Origin of the sequence: Variovorax sp. VRV01 (genome assembly GCF_014852545.1) — a bacterium.
Lineage (GTDB): Bacteria > Pseudomonadota > Gammaproteobacteria > Burkholderiales > Burkholderiaceae_C > Variovorax > Variovorax beijingensis_A.
Map to the genome: position 1 here is coordinate 206,511 of NZ_JACVBS010000010.1, position 19,739 is coordinate 226,249.

Annotated in this window: 19 protein-coding genes; 13 read left to right on the forward strand and 6 right to left on the reverse strand. The window is 67.3% G+C overall.

Annotation, left to right across the window (positions count from 1 at the left end; genetic code table 11):
- Positions 1–9: 9 nt before the first annotated feature.
- Together IB278_RS19405 and IB278_RS19410 are read right to left on the reverse strand one after the other, a co-directional pair.
- On the reverse strand, positions 10–1,005 hold the full coding sequence (locus tag IB278_RS19405) for a tripartite tricarboxylate transporter substrate binding protein (protein ID WP_145739078.1): 996 nt from the start codon (positions 1,003–1,005) through the stop codon (positions 10–12).
- Positions 1,002–3,950, reverse strand: a complete 2,949-nt coding sequence (locus IB278_RS19410; RefSeq protein WP_225613011.1) for a DNA topoisomerase III — start codon at positions 3,948–3,950, stop codon at positions 1,002–1,004. The genes IB278_RS19405 and IB278_RS19410 overlap by 4 nt, the downstream gene beginning before the upstream one ends.
- Positions 3,951–4,133: 183 nt before the next feature.
- On the opposite strand from IB278_RS19410, the gene IB278_RS19415 reads away from it, so the two are divergent.
- From IB278_RS19415 to IB278_RS19425, 3 genes are read left to right on the forward strand one after another with little or no spacing between them, the layout of a single operon-like run.
- Complete coding sequence (locus tag IB278_RS19415) at positions 4,134–4,790, forward strand: SET domain-containing protein (protein ID WP_145739081.1); 657 nt, start codon at positions 4,134–4,136, stop codon at positions 4,788–4,790.
- 2 nt (positions 4,791–4,792) lie between these two features.
- Positions 4,793–5,620: a biotin--[acetyl-CoA-carboxylase] ligase gene (locus IB278_RS19420; RefSeq protein ID WP_192324874.1), complete on the forward strand. Its 828-nt coding sequence runs from the start codon at positions 4,793–4,795 to the stop codon at positions 5,618–5,620.
- Positions 5,621–5,631: 11 nt separating this feature from the next.
- Positions 5,632–5,820 (forward strand): sporulation protein, encoded by a 189-nt coding sequence (locus IB278_RS19425; RefSeq protein ID WP_145739084.1) that lies wholly within the window; start codon positions 5,632–5,634, stop codon positions 5,818–5,820.
- Between the two features lie 18 nt (positions 5,821–5,838).
- Here IB278_RS19425 and IB278_RS19430 read toward each other — a convergent pair whose 3' ends face one another.
- The 3 genes from IB278_RS19430 to IB278_RS19440 all read right to left on the reverse strand — a co-directional run bounded on the left by IB278_RS19430 (position 5,839) and on the right by IB278_RS19440 (position 8,552).
- Entirely contained in the window at positions 5,839–7,284 is a 1,446-nt protein-coding gene (locus tag IB278_RS19430) for a sensor histidine kinase (protein ID WP_145739086.1), read from the reverse strand.
- 45 nt (positions 7,285–7,329) lie between these two features.
- Positions 7,330–8,001 carry a response regulator transcription factor gene (locus IB278_RS19435; RefSeq protein ID WP_015867936.1) on the reverse strand — a complete coding sequence of 224 codons (672 nt, stop codon included), beginning with the start codon at positions 7,999–8,001 and terminating at the stop codon, positions 7,330–7,332.
- A 65-nt stretch (positions 8,002–8,066) separates the two neighbouring features.
- Positions 8,067–8,552, reverse strand: a complete 486-nt coding sequence (locus IB278_RS19440) for a MarR family winged helix-turn-helix transcriptional regulator (RefSeq protein WP_145739088.1) — start codon at positions 8,550–8,552, stop codon at positions 8,067–8,069.
- A 146-nt stretch (positions 8,553–8,698) separates the two neighbouring features.
- On the opposite strand from IB278_RS19440, the gene recA reads away from it, so the two are divergent.
- Together recA and recX are read left to right on the forward strand one after the other, a co-directional pair.
- Positions 8,699–9,817 carry a recombinase RecA gene (gene recA, locus IB278_RS19445; protein WP_145739089.1) on the forward strand — a complete coding sequence of 373 codons (1,119 nt, stop codon included), beginning with the start codon at positions 8,699–8,701 and terminating at the stop codon, positions 9,815–9,817.
- A 27-nt stretch (positions 9,818–9,844) separates the two neighbouring features.
- Positions 9,845–10,297 carry a recombination regulator RecX gene (gene recX / locus IB278_RS19450; RefSeq protein ID WP_047787445.1) on the forward strand — a complete coding sequence of 151 codons (453 nt, stop codon included), beginning with the start codon at positions 9,845–9,847 and terminating at the stop codon, positions 10,295–10,297.
- Positions 10,298–10,334: 37 nt separating this feature from the next.
- On the opposite strand, the gene argC is transcribed toward recX, so the two are convergent.
- Entirely contained in the window at positions 10,335–11,258 is a 924-nt protein-coding gene (gene argC, locus IB278_RS19455) for an N-acetyl-gamma-glutamyl-phosphate reductase (RefSeq protein ID WP_145739092.1), read from the reverse strand.
- A gap of 206 nt (positions 11,259–11,464) precedes the next feature.
- Here argC and sucC point away from each other — a divergent pair, with 206 nt between their 5' ends.
- The 8 genes from sucC to IB278_RS19495 all read left to right on the forward strand — a co-directional run bounded on the left by sucC (position 11,465) and on the right by IB278_RS19495 (position 19,693).
- Entirely contained in the window at positions 11,465–12,631 is a 1,167-nt protein-coding gene (gene sucC, locus IB278_RS19460; RefSeq protein ID WP_007828709.1) for an ADP-forming succinate--CoA ligase subunit beta, read from the forward strand.
- A 10-nt stretch (positions 12,632–12,641) separates the two neighbouring features.
- The gene (gene sucD, locus IB278_RS19465) at positions 12,642–13,535 is read left to right on the forward strand and encodes a succinate--CoA ligase subunit alpha (protein WP_015867930.1); all 894 of its coding nucleotides are present in this window, start codon (positions 12,642–12,644) and stop codon (positions 13,533–13,535) included.
- 99 nt (positions 13,536–13,634) lie between these two features.
- Positions 13,635–14,321 carry a TerC family protein gene (locus tag IB278_RS19470; protein ID WP_145739094.1) on the forward strand — a complete coding sequence of 229 codons (687 nt, stop codon included), beginning with the start codon at positions 13,635–13,637 and terminating at the stop codon, positions 14,319–14,321.
- A 31-nt stretch (positions 14,322–14,352) separates the two neighbouring features.
- Positions 14,353–15,153, forward strand: coding sequence for a Stp1/IreP family PP2C-type Ser/Thr phosphatase (locus tag IB278_RS19475; protein ID WP_192324876.1), 801 nt, complete (start codon positions 14,353–14,355; stop codon positions 15,151–15,153).
- 24 nt (positions 15,154–15,177) lie between these two features.
- On the forward strand, positions 15,178–15,831 hold the full coding sequence (locus IB278_RS19480) for an FHA domain-containing protein (RefSeq protein WP_145739097.1): 654 nt from the start codon (positions 15,178–15,180) through the stop codon (positions 15,829–15,831).
- A gap of 42 nt (positions 15,832–15,873) precedes the next feature.
- Complete coding sequence (locus IB278_RS19485) at positions 15,874–18,144, forward strand: CHASE2 domain-containing protein (protein WP_192324878.1); 2,271 nt, start codon at positions 15,874–15,876, stop codon at positions 18,142–18,144.
- 35 nt (positions 18,145–18,179) lie between these two features.
- Positions 18,180–18,983 (forward strand): 3',5'-cyclic-nucleotide phosphodiesterase, encoded by an 804-nt coding sequence (locus IB278_RS19490; RefSeq protein ID WP_192324880.1) that lies wholly within the window; start codon positions 18,180–18,182, stop codon positions 18,981–18,983.
- Between the two features lie 203 nt (positions 18,984–19,186).
- On the forward strand, positions 19,187–19,693 hold the full coding sequence (locus tag IB278_RS19495) for a pilin (RefSeq protein WP_192324881.1): 507 nt from the start codon (positions 19,187–19,189) through the stop codon (positions 19,691–19,693).
- The last annotated feature ends 46 nt before the right edge of the window (positions 19,694–19,739 follow it).

The following is a 19,739-nucleotide window of genomic DNA, read 5'->3' on the forward strand; positions in this document are numbered from 1 at the left end:
CGCGGGCCGCTACTCGGGCTTGGCGCCCGAGGCTTTCACCGCGCCGCCCCAGCGCTGGATCTCGTTCGCCACGAAGCGGTCGAACTCGGCGCCCGTGGTGGGCGCGGGCTCGGAGCCGCGGTCGCGGATGAAGCGCGCCATCTGCTCGCTCTTGAGGATGTCGGTCACTTCCTGGTTCAGCCGCGCCGTGATCTCGGGCGGCGTGCCGCGCGGCGCCATCAGGCCGAGCCAACCGACAGCCTCGAAGTCCTTGGTGCCGGCCACGCCGCTTTCGCGCACGGTGGGCACCTCGGGCAACTGCGAGGAGCGCTGGGCCGAGGTCACTGCCAGCGCCACCGCCCTGCCCGACTTGATGTGCGGCAGCGCGGCCGTCACCGAGTCGACCATCAGCGGAATCTGGTTGCCCAGGAAGTCCGACTGCGCCGGCCCGCTGCCGCGGTACGGAATGTGGGTGATGAAGACGCGCGCGGCCGACTTGAACATCTCGCCCGACAGGTGCTGCGTGCCGCCGATGCCGGCGCTCGCGTAGCTGAGCCGGCCGGGCTCGGCCTTGGCGCGCGCGGCCAGGTCGGCCATGCTGCGGATGCCGCTTTCGGGCGTGGCCAGGAAGACCAGCGGCACCGTGGCGATGAGCGAGATGCCCACGAGGTCCTTGCGCGGGTCGAAGCCCGGCTTGGCGTAGAGCGTCTGGTTCACCGCCATCGCGCTGCCCGCCACCACCAGCGTGTAGCCATCGGCCGGCGAGCGCACCACGAACTCGGTGCCGATGTTGCTGCCGGCGCCGGCCTTGTTGTCCACGATCACCGGCTGGCCCAGCCGCTTGCCGAGCTGCTCGGCCAGTGCACGCGCGAAGATGTCGGTGGCCTGCCCGGGCGGGAACGGCACCACCAGTTTCACGGGCCGCTCGGGCCAGGCCGCGGCCTGCGCGCGGCCGGCCGCGCCGGCAAGCAACACCGCCGCGCCGGCCGCCAGGCCGGTGGCGAAATGCCTGCGCCCCGCCCTCATGGCGCCGACAGGTGCTTGCCCACGATGCCCGCGAGCTCGAACATCGTCACCTGGTCCTTGCCGAACACCGGCTTGAGCTTGGCGTCGGCATTGATCGCGCGCTTGTTGGCCGCGTCCTGCAGGCCGTTGGCCTTGATGTAGTCCCAGAGCTTCTTGATGACCTCGGTGCGCGCCACCGGTTCCGCGCCGATCACCGCGGCCAGCGAGTCGCTGGGCTTCAGACCCGCACCGGGCTTGCGCGGCGCCGCGGCTTTCTTCGCTGCCGGCGCCTTCTTGGCGGCGGGCGTCTTCTTCGCCGCCACCTTCTTGGCCGCCGCCGTCTTGCCCGCGGGCGCGGCCTTGCCGAAGGTCTTGCGCGGCGGGAACTTGCTGCCGCCTTCGCGCGGCGCGAATTCGAAGGTCACCTTGCCCTCCTCGGCGTTCCAGGTCAGGAAGGCCTTGAAGGCGCGGCGCGTGCGCATGCTCACGAACTTGTCGAGCAGGTCGGTCTTGCCGGTGGCGAGCAGCTTTTCCATCTGCGCGCGCTCCACCGGCTGCTGCAGGATGATCTTGCCAGTCTTGAAGGTGCAGCTCGGCGTCGGCTGCGCGGTGGTGGGCACCGACTTCTCGCAGACGTAGTTGCTGCCGTGCTCGAACACCGGCGCCCCGCAGATCGGGCACGGGCCCACCGTGTCCTGCTCGCTGAAATCGACGATCTCGCCGGTGTCGGCGTTCTTGTCGTCGCCGAAGTCGAACTCCAGCTTCCAGTTCTTCGCCTCTTCGTCGAACTTCAGGATGATCTCGGAGGTGAAGGGCCAGCCCGCCTTGGAGCGGAAGCCCTCGAGCGGGCCGATGTGCTTGTCGGCCAGCAGTGCCTCGGCCTCGGCCACCTCGAAGGTGCGCCCGGCCGGCGACTTGCCGAACGAGAAGCCGCAGGCGTCTTCGCCGGTGCCGGACTTGCCGGTGCAGGCATAGCGGCGGTAGTTCTCCTTCACCACGCCGCCGCAGTTGGGGCATGGCGTCGACAGCGTGGCGTAGTCGCCCGGCACGGTGTCGCGGTCGTATTCCTTGGCCTTCTTGACGATGTGCTGCGTCATTTCGGCGATCTCGCGCATGAAGGCGTCGCGGCTCAGCGCGCCCTTCTCCATCTGCGCGAGCTTGTATTCCCACTCGCCCGTGAGCTCGGCCTTGGAGAGTTCCTCCACGCCCAGGCCGCGCAGCAGCGTCATGAGCTGGAAGGCCTTGGCCGTCGGGATCAGCTCGCGGCCTTCGCGCAGCATGTATTTCTCGGTGATCAGGCCTTCGATGGTGGCCGCGCGCGTGGCTGGCGTGCCCAGGCCCTTTTCCTGCATGGCCTCGCGCAGCTCGTCGTCGTCGATGGTCTTGCCGGCGCCTTCCATGGCGCCCAGCAGCGTGGCTTCCGAATAGCGCGCCGGCGGCCGGGTCTTCAGCGCCTTCAGGTCGGCCGATTCGGTCTTCACCGTCTCGCCCGGCTTCACCACCACCAGGTTCTTGCCGTCCTTCTCGTCGTCGTCGTTGATGGCTTCCTTGCCCCAGATCGCGAGCCAGCCCGGCTTGACCAGCACCTTTCCGTCGCTGCGGAACGGATACTTCCTGCCACCGGCTTCCACCGTGCTGATGCGCGTGGTCACCTGGAACTCGGCGCTCGGGAAGAACACCGACATGAAGCGGCGCACCACGAAGTCGTAGAGTTTCTGCTCGGCCTCGGACAGGCCGCTCGGCGCCTGCAGCGTGGGAATGATGGCGAAGTGGTCCGACACCTTGGCGTTGTCGAAGATGCGCTTGTTCGGCTTCACGTAGCTGCCGTCGACCGCCTGCTGCGCGAAGGGCGCGAGGTGCTTCATGCCGCTGTCGGCGAGCATCTTCATGGTGTCCTTCACCACCGGCAGGTAGTCCTCGGGCAGCGCGCGCGAGTCGGTCCGCGGATAGGTCAGTGCCTTGTGGCGCTCATACAGGCTCTGCGCCAGCGCCAGCGTGGTCTTGGCCGAGAAGCCGAAGCGGCCGTTGGCCTCGCGCTGCAGCGAGGTCAGGTCGAACAGCATCGGCGAGGCCTGGGTGGTGGGCTTGCTTTCCTCGGTGACGGTGGCGGGCTTGCCGCGCGCCGCATCGGCGATCTCGCGCGCCTCGCGCTCGTTCCACACGCGGTCGGCGCGGATCTCGGCGTCGGCCGTGCCGTCGGGGCCCGGCGGCGGCTTCTTGAAGCTGGCGTCGAACCACTTGCCCGGGTACTGGCCGGCCTCGGCCTGGAACACGCCGTGGATTTCCCAGTAGTCGCGGCTCACGAACTTGCGGATCTTCTCCTCGCGCTCGACCACCACCGACAGCGTGGGCGTCTGCACGCGGCCCACCGTCGTCAGGAAGAAGCCGCCGTCGCGCGAGTTGAAGGCCGTCATGGCGCGCGTGCCGTTGATGCCCACCAGCCAGTCGGCCTCGGAGCGCGAGCGCGCGGCGTCGGCCAGGCCCTGCATCTGCTTTTCGGTGCGCAGCGCCTCGAAGCCGTCGCGGATGGCCTGCGGCGTCATCGACTGCAGCCACAGGCGCTTGACCGGCTTGTTCAGGCCGGTCTTGCCGCCCGCGTACTGCTCGATCAGGCGGAAGATCAGCTCCCCCTCGCGCCCCGCGTCGCAGGCGTTGATGAGCTGCGTCACGTCCTTGCGCTTGGCCTGCTTGACCACGGCGTTCAGGCGCGTCTTCGTCTTGTCGACCGGCTTCAGGTCGAAGTGCGGCGGAATCACCGGCAGGTTCGCGAAGCTCCACTTGCCCCGCTTGACGTCGAACTCCTCGGGCGCCTGGATCTCGACCAGGTGGCCGACGGCGCTGGTCACGACATAGCTGTCATTCTCGAAATGCTCGTCATGCTTGTCGAACTTGCCGGCCACCGGCGTGAGGGCGCGGACGATGTCCTGTGCCACCGACGGCTTTTCTGCGATTACCAAGGTCTTCATCAACAATTCCTAAAAGTGTTCTCTGGCCGGCGCCGAGCCGCCTCAAGGCGGCCTGCGGCCCCCTCGGGGGGCAGCGACGACACGCAGTGCGGGAGCGTGGGGGCCACATACAATCTGCGGCTTCCCGCGTGTGCGCACGCGCACACGCGCATGTGTGCATATTCAACCTAACAGACTTCGGCGATGCCTTCCAAATCCCCACAATTCGCCGGCCGCCGCATCCAGATGCGGCGCTCGGATGTCCACGGCAACGGCGTGTTCGCCGTGGACGACCTGGCCGAGGGCGAGACGCTGATCGAATACAAGGGCGAAGTCATCAGCTGGAAGGAGGCGCTGCGCCGCCACCCGCACGACCCGGCCCAGCCGAACCACACCTTCTACTTCCACATCGACGACGGACGCGTGATCGACGGCAACGTCAAGGGCAACGATGCGCGCTGGATCAACCATTCGTGCGATCCGAACTGCGAGGCCGACGAGATCAATGGGCGCGTTTATATCAAGGCGCTGCGCAACATTGCTGCAGGAGAAGAACTCAACTACGACTACGGCCTGATCATCGACGAGCCCTACACGCCGAAGCTGCTGTCCGAGTTTCCCTGCTGGTGCGGCTCCGAGAATTGCCGCGGCACGCTGCTGACGCCCAAGGACGAAGACGAAGAAAAGAAAAAGAAGAAAAAGGCCAGGAAGAAGGCCGACAAGAAAAAGGCCGAGAAAAAAGAAGCCAAAAAGGCGGACAAGAAAGCCGAAAAAAAGGCCGGGAAAAAGGCGGAGAACAAGGCCGAAAAGAAACCGGAAAAAAAGAAGTCCAAAAAGGACGACGGAGCCGGCAAGGGCTGAGCATGATGGGTACCCAGGCCGCCTGGTTCGAAGACCGGATCGCCGCGGCGGTGGCGCCGCTCCTGCCCGGCTTCGCGGTCGAGGCCGTGGCCGAGATCGATTCGACCAACACCGAGCTCATGCGCCGCGCGCGCGCCGGCCGCACCCCGCCGGTGCTGCTGGTGGCCGAGCGCCAGACGGCCGGGCGCGGCCGGCTCGGCCGCCCCTGGCAGAGCGCGCAGCAGAGCGAGGAACAAGGCGCCGCCTCCCTCACCTTCTCGCTGGGCCTGCCGCTCGCACCGCGCGACTGGGCCGGCCTCTCGCTGGCCGTGGGCGTGAGCGTGGCGGAAAGCCTCGATCCCACGGGCGCGGCCAAGGTCGCGCTCAAGTGGCCCAACGACCTGTGGGTGGAGGACCGCAAGCTGGCCGGCATCCTGATCGAAACCGCCATGCCGCATGCGGGCCGCGCCGATGCGCCGGCCCCACCGCGCTACCTGGTGATCGGCATCGGCATCAACATCGGCCCGCGCGAGGGCGATGGCATGCGCACCCCGCCGGCCTGGCTGCGCCAGTGGCGCCCCGATGCCACCGCGCCCCAGGTGCTGGCCGAACTGGCCGCGCCGCTGGTGCGCAGCGTGCAGGCCTTCGAGGCAGAGGGCTTCGGGCCGTTTGCCGAACGCTTTGCCGCGCGCGACGCCTTGCGCGGGCGCGAAGTCCAGCTCAGCGACGGCAGCTTCGGCCTGTGCGAGGGCGTGGCCTGGGGCGGCGAGCTCCAGGTGCGCACCGCCGGCGGGCTGCAGCTGGTCTCGAGCGACGAAGTCAGCGTGCGCCCGAGCGGCATGGCGTTCTGAGGCCGGCCACCATGAAGCTGCGCCTGCTGCTGATCGCCCTGCTTGCCGCCAACCTGGGCTACTGGCTGTGGTCGCGCGGCGACCTGGCCGGCTTCGGCCTGGCGCCCGCGGGCTTCAACGAGCGCGAACCGCAGCGCCTCGCGCGCCAGGTGCATCCCGAGTGGCTCCAGATCCGCAAGGACGCCAAGGGCGCGCCCTGACGAACCCGCCGCCGCGTCTCAGGCCGCGGCTTCTTCGCCTTCGAAGCGCACCGTGAAACGCGCCCCCGGCGGCTGCCGGCCCGGATGCGCGTCCTCCAGCTTCACCTGCGCATGGTGCTGGTTGGCGATCTCGCGCACGATCGGCAGGCCCAGCCCCGAGCCGTCGGCCTCGTTGCCGAGCACGCGGTAGAACGGCTCGAATACCAGTTCGCGGTCGGCCTCCGCAATGCCCGGACCGTTGTCCTCCACCTGCAGCAGCACCACGTGGCCGAAGGGGTCGGCCAGCACGCGCGCGGTGATCACGCCGGGCCGCTCGGCGGTCGAGGGCGTGTAGTTGATCGCGTTGTCGAGCAGGTTGCGCACAAGCTCCTTGAGCAGCGTCTGGTTGCCTTCGATCACCACGCCGGGCGCGCCCGCCTCGGCGCCGTCGTAGCCCAGGTCGATGCGCTTCTCGATCGCGCGCGGCACCGCTTCGCGCACCACCTCGATGGTGAGCCGCGCCAGGTCGCAGGGCTGGCGGCCGGTGCCGGCGCCGGTGCTTTCGGCGCGCGCGAGCGAGAGCAGCTGGTTCACCGTGTGGGTGGCGCGCACGCTGGCGCGGCCGATCTGCTTGAGCGACTGCTTGAGCTCGTCGGCATTGGCGCCTTCGCGCTGCGCCAGGTCGGCCTGCATGCGCAGGCCCGCGAGCGGGGTCTTGAGCTGGTGCGCTGCATCGGCCAGGAAGCGCTTCTGCGTGTGGATCGAGTCATTGAGCTTGTCGAGCAGCTCGTTGACCGACGAGACCAGCGGCACCACTTCGAGCGGCACCGACGATTCGTCCAGCGGGCTCAGGTCGCCCGGGCGGCGCTCGCGGATGCGCGCCTCCACCACCGACAGCGGCTTGATGCCGCGCACCAGCGCCAGCCAGATCAGCAGCACGGCCAGCGGGAGGATCGCGAACTGCGGCAGCAGCACGCCCTTGATGATCTCGGTGGCCAGCACCGACTGCTTCTCGCGCGTCTCGGCCACCTGCAGCAGCGCCGGCTCCGCGTCGCTGTCGGGGCCCGCGAGCCAGAGCGAGGCCACGCGGACCGACTTGCCGCGCATCTCGCCGTTGCGCAGCTGGACCACGCCGGGAACCGGGGGCTCGTCGGTGCTGGGGTGCGGCACGTCGGGCTCGCCGCTGAGCAGCGCGCCGTGGCTGTCGAGCACCTGGTAGTAGACGCGGTCGGCGCCGTCGGCCCGCAGGATCTCGCGCGCCGGCTGCGGCAGCACGAACTGCGTCTGCCCCTGCTGCACCGTGACCAGCCGCGCCAGCGTCTGCACGTTGTATTCGAGCGCGCGGTCGAACGGTGCATTGGCAATGCCCTGCGCCACCAGCCAGGTCACGCCGATGCTCACCGGCACCAGCAGCAGGAGCGGCGTGAGCATCCAGTCGAGGATCTCGCCGAACAGGGAGCGCTGCGCGCGCTGAAAGAGTTTCAAGGGAGTCGCCCCCGGGGGTCTTCGGGCACTACGTGTGGCGGCGCGTCAAGGAATCTTCTCGAGGCAGTAGCCCAGGCCGCGGACCGTGGCAATGCGCACCGGCCCCTTCTCGATCTTCTTGCGCAGGCGGTGGATGTAGACCTCGATCGCGTTGAGGCTCACCTCCTCGCCCCATTCGCACAGGCGCTCCACCAGCTGGTCCTTGCTGACCAGGCGGCCGGCGCGCTGCAGCAGCACCTCCAGCAGGCCCAGCTCGCGCGCCGAGAGCTCGACCATCTTGCCGTCGATGGTGGCCACGCGGCCGGCCTGGTCGTACACCAGCGGGCCGTGGCGGATCGTGTTGCTGGTGGCGCCCATGCCGCGCCGCGTGAGCGCCCGCACGCGCGCCTCGAGCTCCTGCAGGCTGAAGGGCTTGGCCATGTAGTCGTCGGCGCCGTGGTCCAGGCCCTTGACGCGTTCCTCCACGCTGTCGGCCGCGGTGAGCACCAGCACCGGCAGCTGCGAGCCGCGCGCGCGCAGCCGCTTCAGGATCTCGATGCCGTGCAGGTTGGGCAGCCCCAGGTCGAGGATCAGCAGGTCGAACTCGCTGTGCGTCATGAGCGCGGTGTCGGCCTGCGATCCGTTCGCCACGTGGTCGACCGCCGCGCCCGAGGTGCGCAGGCTGCGCAGCAGGGCATCGGCCAGCACCTGGTCGTCTTCGGCAATCAGAATCCGCATGAGCCACCTCCGGCCGGTTCGGGCGCCGCGCCGGCGCCGCGTTCACATATGTCTCTTCGCCGAGTCTAGCCCCCCGTGTAGGCTTCCAGTCCGATGGTTACCACGGTGGCAATGTCGTTGCCCACGCTGGCGCGGAACTCGCGCTCGGCCTGCGTCACCGCGCTGCGGAAGGCGTCGAGCCACGCGAGCCCGTCGGTGGTGAAGAGCACGCGCCGCGCCCGTGCGTCGAGCGGATCGGGCCCGCGCGTCACCAAGCCCCAGGCCTCGCACTGGTCCACCAGCGCGCCCATCGCCTGCTTGGTCATGCCGGCGCGCTCCGCCAGCTCGGTGAGGCGCGAGCCTTCGCGCGCCAGGTGCCGCGTGATGTGGATGTGCGCGGCGCTCACCTGCGCGCGCGCGGCGAGGTTCGACAGCGCCAGCGGCACGTCGACGTCGTGCGCCATGAGTTCGAGCACGCGCTCGTCGAAGCGGCGCATCGCATGGCCCAGCAGGCGGCCCAGGTGGGTTTGCCGCCAGGCGTCCGGGTCGGACGGAAAAGCTTGTTCGGCCATCGGCTAGATAGTAAAGCAAACTGACCAAAAAATGGGTTTACTCAAACCAACGAGCCCCTACACTACTGTTCAAGCATCCAGCCTGTAATTAAAAGCAGATGGACCGCAACCACACACAAACCGTTGATTTTCAAGGAGATTTCCACATGGACGCACTCGTCAAAGGCACCAGCATCTCGGTCGCAGGCAGCGAAAAGGCCAAGGCACTGCAGGCCGCCCTGGCCCAGATCGAAAAGCAGTTCGGCAAGGGCACGATCATGCGGCTCGGCGAGGGTGAGGCGCTTGAAGACGTCCAGGTGGTCTCCACCGGCTCGCTGGGCCTGGACATCGCGCTGGGCGTCGGCGGCCTGCCGCGCGGCCGCGTCATCGAAATCTACGGCCCGGAATCTTCGGGCAAGACCACGCTCACGCTGCAGGTCATCGCCGAGATGCAGAAGCAGGCCGGCACCTGCGCCTTCGTCGATGCCGAGCACGCGCTCGACGTGCAGTACGCCCAGAAGCTCGGCGTGAACCTGTCCGACCTGCTCATCAGCCAGCCCGACACCGGCGAGCAGGCCCTTGAAATCGTCGATTCGCTGGTGCGCTCGGGCGCCGTCGACCTGATCGTGGTCGACTCGGTCGCCGCGCTCACGCCCAAGGCCGAAATCGAAGGCGAAATGGGCGACTCGCTGCCCGGCCTGCAGGCCCGCCTGATGAGCCAGGCGCTGCGCAAGCTCACCGCCACCATCAAGAAGACCAACTGCATGGTCATCTTCATCAACCAGATCCGCATGAAGATCGGCGTGATGTTCGGCTCGCCCGAAACCACCACCGGCGGCAACGCGCTGAAGTTCTACGCCTCGGTGCGCCTGGACATCCGCCGCATCGGCACCATCAAGAAGGGCGACGAGGCCATCGGCAATGAAACCAAGGTCAAGGTGGTGAAGAACAAGGTCTCGCCTCCGTTCAAGACGGCCGAGTTCGACATCCTGTTCGGCGAAGGCATCAGCCGCGAGGGCGAGATCATCGACATGGGCGTGACTGCCAAGATCCTCGACAAGTCGGGCGCCTGGTACGCCTACAACGGCGAAAAGATCGGCCAGGGCCGCGACAACGCCCGCGAGTTCCTGCGCGAGAACCCCGAGCTGTCGCGCGAGATCGAGAACAAGGTGCGCGAATCGCTGGGCATTCCGCTGCTGGCGGCCGATGCCAGCGCTCCCGCCGCCGAAAAGGCCGAGAAGCCCGCGAAGGCGGCCAAGGCCGACAAAGCCGACAAGGGCGAGTAAGCAGGCGAGCACGCACGGAAGCGGCGCATGGCTTTCGGCGCCCCCTCCCTCAAAGGCCGCGCGCTGCGGCTCCTGAGCCAGCGCGAGCATTCGCGCGCGGAACTGGAGCGCAAGCTGGCAAAGCACGAAGAAGCACCCGGCGAGCTGGCCCGCGCGCTCGACGAACTGGCCGCCAAGGACTTCATCAGCGAGCCGCGCGTGGTGGCTTCGGTGCTGAACCAGCGCGCCGCCCGGTCGGGTGCGCTGCGGGTGCGGCAGGAACTGCAGGCCAAGGGCATTGCGCCCGAGGCCATTGCACAAGCCGTGGCCAGCCTTCAGGACACCGAAGTGGAGCGCGCCACGGCCCTGTGGCGCCGCCGCTTCGACGCACCGCCCGCCGATGCGAAGGAGCGCGCCAGGCAAACGCGCTTCCTGCTGGCGCGCGGCTTTTCGGGCGCGGTAGTGGCCAAGGTGCTGCGCAGCGATTTCGACGAAGACTGACGGCCGGCCCCGCGGCGCCGGCCTGCCGGAGCCGGGCTCAGAGCGCCAGCATCAGCTTCAGGTTCTGGACCGCGGCGCCGCTGGCGCCCTTGCCGAGGTTGTCGAGGCGCGCAATCACCACGGCGTGGCGGTGGTCCTCGTTCGGGAACACGCGGATCTCGAGATTGTTGGTGTCGTTGAGCGCCAGCGCGTCGAGCTTGCCGTCATCGGTCGGCGGCAGCACCTTCACGAACTGTTCGGGCGTGTTGCTCTTTGCGTAGTGCGCGGCCAGCGCCTCTTGCAGGTCGCCGGCCTTCGGCTTGCCGGGCAGCAGGTCGAGGTGCAGCGGCAGCTGCACCAGCATGCCCTGCTTGAAGTTGCCCACCGAAGGAATGAAGACCGGTCGGCGGGTCAGGCCCGTGTACTTCATGATCTCCGGGATGTGCTTGTGCTTGAGGCCGAGCGCGTAGGTCTCGAAAAGCGGCGCCTTGCCGTTTTCGTAGTCTTCGATCATGGCCCGCCCGCCGCCCGAATAGCCGCTCACCGAGGGCAGCGAAATCGGAAAGTCGGCCGGCAGCAGGCCGGCATCGACCAGCGGCCGCACCATGGCGATGGCGCCCGTGGCATAGCAGCCCGGGTTGCCGACGCGGTCGGCCGCCGCCACGGCCTGCCAATGGCCTTGCACCAGTTCAGGGAAGCCGAACACCCAGCCCGGCGCCACGCGGTGCGCGGTGGAGGCGTCGATGATCTTGGGCTTCCTGCCGGGCAACTGGTCGATCAGCGCGACCGATTCGCGCGCCGCATCGTCGTGCAGGCACAGCACCACGAGGTCGACGCCGGCCATCAGCTCGCGCTTGGCGGCCACGTCTTTTCGCAGCTCGGGCGCAATGCTCACGAGTTCGATCTGCGGCATCGTCTGGAGCCGCTCGCGGATCTGCAAGCCGGTGGTGCCGGCTTCGCCGTCGATGAAAACCTTGGCCATATCGGAGTATGCGTAGGGGAGCTAGAAGAAAGTACGTATTGACCGCAAGGTCACGTCGAGTATTGGTGCGCCGCACCATGATACAGTCCGCGGTTGTTCGCCGCCCCCAGCCGTCAGGCTGCCGTCGCCCGCGAGCAACAGAGCCAAAGACGCCTCAGACCCCAGATCTCCCGTTCTCAACCTCCTCCTTCCGAGAGACATCCCTCATGAAGATTCACGAGTACCAAGGCAAGGAAATCCTTGCCAAGTTCGGCGTGCCGGTGCCGCGCGGCATCCCGGCCTATACGGTCCAGGAGGCGGTCGAGGCCGCCCAGAAACTTGGAGGCCCGGTGTGGGTCGTCAAGGCCCAGATCCACGCGGGTGGCCGCGGCAAGGGCGGCGGCGTCAAGGTCGCCAAGTCCATCGAGGACGTCAAGAAGCTCGCCGGCGAAATCCTCGGCATGCAGCTCAAGACGCACCAGACCGGCCCCGAAGGCCAGAAGGTGCGCCGCCTCTACATCGAAGACGGCGCCGACATCAACAAGGAATACTACGTCTCGGCCGTGACCGACCGCGCCACGCAGAAGGTCGCGTTCATCGCCTCGAGCGAAGGCGGCATGGACATCGAGGAAGTGGCCCACTCCTCGCCCGAAAAGATCATCACCGTGTTCGCAGACCCCGAAAAGGGCCTGACCGACGAACAGGCCAAGCAGATCGCCGACGGCATCGGCATGCCGGCCGACTCCACCGCGCAGACGGTCGACATCCTCAAGAAGCTCTACACCTGCTACATGGAGACGGACGCCTCGCTGGTCGAGATCAACCCGCTCAACCGTGACAGCAAGGGCAAGGTCATGGCGCTGGACGCCAAGTTCAACTTCGACAGCAACGCGCTGTTCCGCCACCCCGAAATCGTGGCCCTGCGCGACCTCGACGAAGAAGACGCGGCCGAAGTCGAAGCCTCCAAGTTCGACCTCGCCTACATCAGCCTCGACGGCAACATCGGCTGCCTGGTGAACGGTGCCGGCCTGGCCATGGCCACCATGGACACCATCAAGCTGTTCGGCGGCGAGCCGGCCAACTTCCTGGACGTGGGCGGCGGCGCCACCCCCGAGAAGGTCACCGAAGCCTTCAAGATCATGCTGAAGAACAAGAACGTGGAAGCCATCCTCGTGAACATCTTCGGCGGCATCATGAAGTGCGACACCATCGCCACCGGCGTGATCGCAGCCTGCAAGGCCGTGAACCTGCAAGTGCCGCTGGTCGTGCGCATGAAGGGCACCAACGAAGTCGAAGGCAAGAAGCTGCTGGCCGATTCGGGCCTGCCGATCATCAGTGCCGACACCATGGCGGAAGCGGCCCAGAAGGTCGTGGCAGCAGTCAAGAAGGCCTAAGGAACAAGTCATGTCGATCTACATCAACAAAGACACCAAAGTCATCACGCAAGGCATCACGGGCAAGACCGGCCAGTTCCACACCGAGAAGTGCCAGGAATACGCGAACGGCAAGAACTGCTTCGTGGCGGGCGTGAACCCCAAGAAGGCCGGCGAGTCGATCTTCAACATCCCGATCTTCGGCTCGGTGAAGGAAGCCGCTTCGCAGACCGGCGCCACCGTGTCGGTGATCTACGTGCCGCCGGCAGGCGCGGCCGCTGCCATCTGGGAAGCCGTCGAGGCGGACCTCGACCTGGCGATCTGCATCACCGAAGGCATACCGGTCCGCGACATGCTCGAAGTGCGCAACAAGATGAAGGCCAAGGAAGCGGCCGGCGGCAAGAAGACCCTGCTGCTGGGCCCCAACTGCCCCGGCCTCATCACGCCCGACGAAATCAAGATCGGCATCATGCCCGGCCACATCCACCGCAAGGGCCGCATCGGCGTGGTCTCGCGCTCGGGCACGCTCACGTATGAAGCCGTGGCGCAGCTGACCGAAATCGGCCTCGGCCAATCGTCGGCCGTGGGCATTGGCGGCGACCCGATCAACGGCCTCAAGCACATCGACGTGATGAAGGCCTTCAACGACGATCCGGACACCGACGCCGTCATCATGATCGGCGAAATCGGCGGCCCCGACGAAGCCGACGCGGCCCGCTGGTGCAAGGAACACATGAAGAAGCCGGTGGTCGGCTTCATCGCCGGTGTCACCGCCCCTCCCGGCAAGCGCATGGGCCACGCCGGCGCGCTGATCTCGGGCGGTGCCGACACGGCCGACGCCAAGCTCGCCATCATGGAAGAATGCGGCTTCACCGTGACGCGCAACTTCTCGGAACTTGCGAAGCTGCTCAAGGCCCAGCTCTAACAAGCCCCGGCAGTTCTCCGCGCACCACGCAAAAAGAAAAAGCGCCCGCAATCTGGATTGCGGGCGCTTTTTTCACTACAACACAGTGGAACAAGAGACATGGAACTCCTTCAAGGCGCCGATTTCTGGATCGGTCTGATCAAGATTGTCTGGATCAACATCATTCTTTCGGGCGACAACGCCGTGGTGATTGCCATGGCGGCCCGTTCGCTGCCGCCAGCGCAGCAGAAAAAGGCAGTGCTGTTCGGCTCGGGCGCGGCGGTGGTGCTGCGCATCGTGCTCACGGTGGTGGCGGCCAGGCTGCTGGCGCTGCCCTACCTGCAGATCGTCGGCGGCCTGCTGCTGCTGTGGATCGGCCTGCAGCTGCTGAGCGAAGAAGACGAGGGTGATGGCGAAGCCAAGGAATACGGCAGCATGATGGCGGCCGTGCGCACCATCCTGCTGGCGGACCTGGTCATGAGCCTGGACAACGTGATTGCCGTGGCGGCCGCCGCGCAGGGCAACATGGTGCTGCTGGTCCTTGGCCTGGCCATCAGCATTCCGCTGGTGATCTTCGGCAGCACGCTCATGATCAAGCTGATGGAACGCTTTCCGATCGTCGTCATGCTGGGCGCCGCCCTGATCGGCTGGGTCGGCGGCGAAACAATAGCGAGCGACGTGTCGCTGCGCGAGGTGCTGGCCGCCAATCCGTGGCTCCTCCATGCGGCAGCCGCCGCCGGCGCCTTCTTCGTGGTGGCCGTGGGCCGCCTGCTTCAGCGGCGCGCGCAGGCCGCTGCGGGGCGCTGAAACCGTCGCGCGTCCACGCTTCTGAAAACATATGGCAAGTGTCGGCGCGTCGCTTTTCTCCACCCGGCCCCAGCTCTCCTGGGACTTTGCGGGGCTGACCGACGTGGGCCGCGCACGGGCCCACAACGAAGACGCCCTTCACATCGACCCCGCGCTCGGCCTGGCCGTGCTGGCCGACGGCATGGGCGGCTACAAGGGCGGCGAAGTGGCCAGCGCCATGGCCGTGTCGCTGGTACGCGCCAGCTTCGCGCGCTGGTTCGCGCAGGCCGGCCTGCAGGCGCCCGCGCGCGTGGTCCGGCGGGCCCTGCAGGCGGCCACCGACGAGGCCAACTCCGCCATCCTCGAAGCCGGCCTGGCCAATGCAGAACTCCACGGGATGGGAACCACCCTGGTGCTGGCCGCGTTCCGGCCCCAGCGCGTGCTGGTCGGCCACATCGGCGATTCGCGCTGCTACCGCCTGCGCAACAACAAGCTCGAGCAGCTCACGCGCGACCACTCGCTGCGCCAGCAGCAGCTCGACGCCGGCGCCATCACGGCCGAGGAAGCGCTGATCTCCCCGCACCGCAACCTGGTGACGCGCGCCATGGGCGTGGAGCCGCAGGTGGTGCTCGAGATGCACGAGCACACCGCAAGGCCCGACGATCTCTATATGCTCTGCTCCGACGGGCTCAGCGAGATGGTCCCGGATGCGCAGCTTTTCACGCTTTTGAATCACGATGTCGAGCTTCAGCAGAAAGCCTCACTTCTGGTGGCCGTTGCCAACGACAATGGCGGCCGGGACAATATTTCAGTTGTCCTGGCCAGGGCGCGCGTTGGCAGTGCGCCTGAATAAAAACATGCATTCAGGGAGTCGGCAATGCCGAAGATGATCATTTCGATCGATGGCACTGTCATCGGGCAAATGGCGCTTGCCAAGGACCGGACCACGCTGGGGCGGCGCGCCTACAACGACATCGTGCTCGACAATCTCGCGGTCAGCGGCGAGCATGCCGTGCTGCACATGCGCGGTGGCGAAGTCGAAATTGAAGATCTCAACAGCACCAACGGCACCTACGTCAATGCGATCGTCGTCCAGAAGCAGCAGAAGCTCAAGGACAACGACGTCATCGAAATCGGCGGCTGCCGCCTGCACTTCCGCGCCCGCAGCAGCGCGGCTTCCGATACCGGTTCCACCCGCGCTGCGCGTGGCGACTACGCGGCCTCCGTTCCACTGTCGGCTGCGCCCACCGAAGCCGGCGCGCTGCTCGAACTCGGCATACCCGTGCTGCGCGTTCTCTCGGGCACCGACCAGGGGCAGGAAGTGCCGCTGCAGAAGGTGGTCACCACCATCGGCAAGCCCGGCGTTGCGGTGGCGGTCGTCACGCGCCGCCGGCAGAGCTACCTGGCTTCCACCATCATGGGCGGCGTCACGCTCAACGACGCGCCGCTCGGCGCCGAGCCCGTCGGGCTGCAGGAAGGCGACGTGCTCGAGCTCGGCGGCGCCACGCGCATGCAGTTCGTGCGGGTCTGATTTTTCTTGCGGCGCAGCAGTGGCGGCGCCAAGGGTGCGCTGGTGACTGCCATGAGGCGCCATGGACTGCGCATTGCCATCACCCTGCTGCCGGTCCTGCTCGCGCTGGCGCATGCCACCGGCCTCTGGCGCCTGGATGCCATCGACCGGCTCGACCACCTGATCTACGACACGCGACTGCGCGCCACCATGCCGGGCACGCTCGATCCGCGCATCGTGATCGTCGACGTCGACGACGCCAGCCTCACCCGGCAGGGCCAATGGCCCTGGTCGCGCGACAGGCTGGCCCGGCTCACCCGGGAACTCACCGGGCGGCAGCAGGCGGCGGCGCTGGGCTTCGACGTGATGTTCGTCGAGCCCGACCGGAGCGCCGGCCTCGACAAGCTGCGCCAGATCGCACGCGGCCCGCTGCGCGACATGCCGGGCCTGTCTGAGGAAATCGACCGGCTCGCGCCCACGCTCGACAATGACGCCATCTTTGCCGCCGCCATGCAAGGCCAGCGCGTGGCGCTCGGCTACTACTTCACGCGCACCGAAAGGCCCGGCGCCAAGGGCCAGCTGCCGCCGGCCCCCGTGCTGCAGGCCGGGGCCTTTCCGCCGGGCCGCGGCTATGCCACGGCCTGGAACGGCTTTGGCGCCAGCCTGCCCCTGCTGGCCGCTGCCGCGCCGGCGGCGGGCTTTCTCAACACCCTGGTCATGTCCAACGGCGACGGCGTCATCCGCGCCGTGCCGCTCATTGCCCGCTATGAAGGCGACCGTGCCCTGCCCGGCTACTACGAGTCGCTGGGGCTCGCCGTCTACCGGCTCGCCAGCGACACGCCGCCCGTGCGGCCGGCCTTTGCATCGGGCGGCGCCGCGCCCCCGCTCCAGTCATTGCTGGTCGGCGGCCTGCGCATACCCGTCAACGAAGCCGCTTCCATGCAGGTGCCCTTCCGCGGCCCCGGCGGCGCGCAGGGCGGGTCGTTTCGCTACGTGTCCGCGGGCGACGTGCTCGAAGGCCGGCTCGCCCCCGGCGAGCTGAAGGACCGCATCGTGCTCGTCGGCGCCACCGCCCCGGGCCTGCAAGACCTGCGCGCCACCCCCGTCGGCGCTGCCTTTCCCGGCGTCGAAGTGCATGCCAACATCGTCTCGGCCATGCTCGACCACCGCCTGCTCGCCGTGCCCGACTACGCCCCCGGCTACGAAGTGCTCAGCGTGCTGGCCGCGGGCCTGGTGCTGGCGCTGGGCCTGTCGCTGCTGCCGGCCCCGCGCGCGGTGGTGCTTGCCATTGCCACCGTCGCGGCCCTGGTCGGCGTCAACGCCTGGCTCTACCAGCACCACAGCCTCGTGCTGCCGCTCGCTTCCGCGCTGGCCATGGCCGCGCTCGCCTTTGCCTTCAACATGGGCTGGGGCTACTTCGTCGAATCGCGCGCCCGCCGGGGCCTGGTGCGGCTCTTCGGCACCTACGTGCCGCCGCAGCTCGTCAACGAAATGCTCGCAACGCCCGGCCGCTACAGCATGCGCGCCGAGAGCAAGACCATGACCGTCATGTTCTGCGACATGCGCAACTTCACCCGCCTGTCCGAGCAAATGGCCCCGGCCGAGCTGCAGGCCTTCCTGAACAACGTGTTCAACCGGCTCACCCACGTCATCAGCACCCACCGCGGCACCGTCGACAAATACATGGGCGACTGCGTCATGGCCTTCTGGGGCGCCCCCATCGACACCCCCGACCACGCCACCCTGGCCGTGCGCGCCGCGCTCGACATGGCCGAGGCCGTGCGCGACATCAACAACATCCACCGCACCACCGGCCGCCCCGAGATCAGCGTGGGCATCGGCCTCAACAGCGGCGTCATGAGCGTGGGCGACATGGGCTCGGCCGCGCGGCGCAGCTACACCGTGGTGGGCGATGCGGTCAACCTCGCCTCCCGCCTCGAAGGCCTGAGCGTGCACTACGGCGTGGAGATCGTCGCCAGCGGCGCCACCCGCGAACTCGCGCCCGGCTTCGTCTGGCAGGAGCTCGACAGCGTGCTCGTCAAGGGCCGCGCCCAGGCCGTGGCCGTGTTCACGCCGCTGGGCGCCGCCACCGAGCAACCCGGGGCGCCCACGCCTGCCGCACTGCAGCAATCCGCCCAGCTGCAGCGCTGGGCCGAAGTGCTTGCCGCCTACCGCCGCCAGGACTGGGCCGTGGGCCGGAACTTGCTGGATCCGCTCTTGGCCGCGGATGCCAAAAAAGTCCTTTACCAGCTCTACGCACAACGATTAGCCTCCATGGCGTTGCGGCCCCAGGACCCCGAATGGGACGGCGCAACCCGGTTCGAAACCAAATGACGGCAGCAGAAGACACAAGCAGAGGGGCTCTCACAATGCAGGTTCGCGTGCTGGGTTGCTCGGGCGCCATTGCCAAGGACTGCCGGACCACTTCGTTCCTGATCGACACCGACCTGCTCGTCGATGCGGGCACCGGCGTGGGCGACCTCACCCTCGAAGAAATGGCAGGCATCGACGACGTGGTGCTCACCCACAGCCACCTCGACCACATCGCCGCGCTGCCCCTCATGCTCGACGCCGTGGCCGGCCGCCGCACCCGCCCGCTGCGCGTGCACGCCCTGCGCGCCACCATCGAGGCGCTGCGCGCCCACGTGTTCAACAACGTCATCTGGCCCGACTTCGAAAGCATTCCCAGCCCCGAGGCGCCCTTCGTGAGCTTTCACGACATTGCGGTGGGCCAGGTGCTGCAACTGGGCACCGCCGCCCCCAAGCGCATCGAGGTGCTGCCGGCCGTGCACACCGTGCCCGCCTGCGGCTTTGCCGTGAGCCGCGCCGAGGGCGGCGCCAACTGGGTCTTCACCGGGGACACCGAGCGCAACACCCCCTTCTGGGACCGCCTCAACGCCCTGGACGTGGCCATGCTCGTCATAGAAACGGCATTCAGCAACCGCGAGCAGGCCCTGGCGGAACGCAGCCTGCACCTGTCGCCCCGCGCGCTGGCCGACGAGCTGGCGCACATCGATCCGGCCAAGAAGTTTCCGATCTACATCACCCACACCAAGCCGGCGGAAACCGAAGAGATCATGTGGCAGATCGAGGACCTGGCCGGGCATCAGGTGGCGGGGTTGGCGCAGCGGGATATCCGATGGCTGAAGGCGGATGGGGTGCTGACGTTTTGAGTCGGACGCGCTGGGTTTGCTGACAAATTTGTCACGACTCGTAGCATCTAAGCGCTGTTTTTGTCACTCGGTGTAACTTTAGTCGGTACAAAGTACTCGGTTTCGCCGTAGCAGGACCTCAGGATGGCGTGGCACAGATGCTGCGGAAGTTGCTGCGCTCCGGGCTTGGTTCCCGGGCTCTACAAACCAACCTGGAGTTTTGAATGAACCGTCGTTCTATCGCACGCAATGTGCAAAAGGGTTTCACCCTTATCGAATTGATGATCGTTGTGGCGATCATTGGTATTTTGGCTGCTGTGGCTCTTCCGGCTTATCAGGACTACACGGTTCGTGCAAAGGTCTCGGAAATCGTGTTGGCAGCATCTTCTTGCCGCACCACCGTTACGGAAGCTGTCCAGTCGACCTCCGCAACGACTCTTACGGCCGCAATGTTTCCTTGCGATGGAGGGGCCGCTTCCGGAGCAACTGTTTCCAAATACGTGAAAAGCATCGCAGTTGCTGCTGATGGCATGGTTACCGTGACATCGCAGGGAATTACGCAGTTGACCGCTGGTTCTGCCGATGTCCTTACTCTCCGTCCGCTTAGCGCCGCAGCTACTGCACTGACCACCAGTGACGCCGGTAAGACGATCTTCGCTTGGAGGTGTGGTGCTTCCGCGGACGGTACCACAATTCCTCCTAAATACCTGCCAGGTTCCTGCCGCGGTTAATTCTGTCTAGAACTCTAAAACGCTCCCGAGGGAGCGTTTTTTTTTA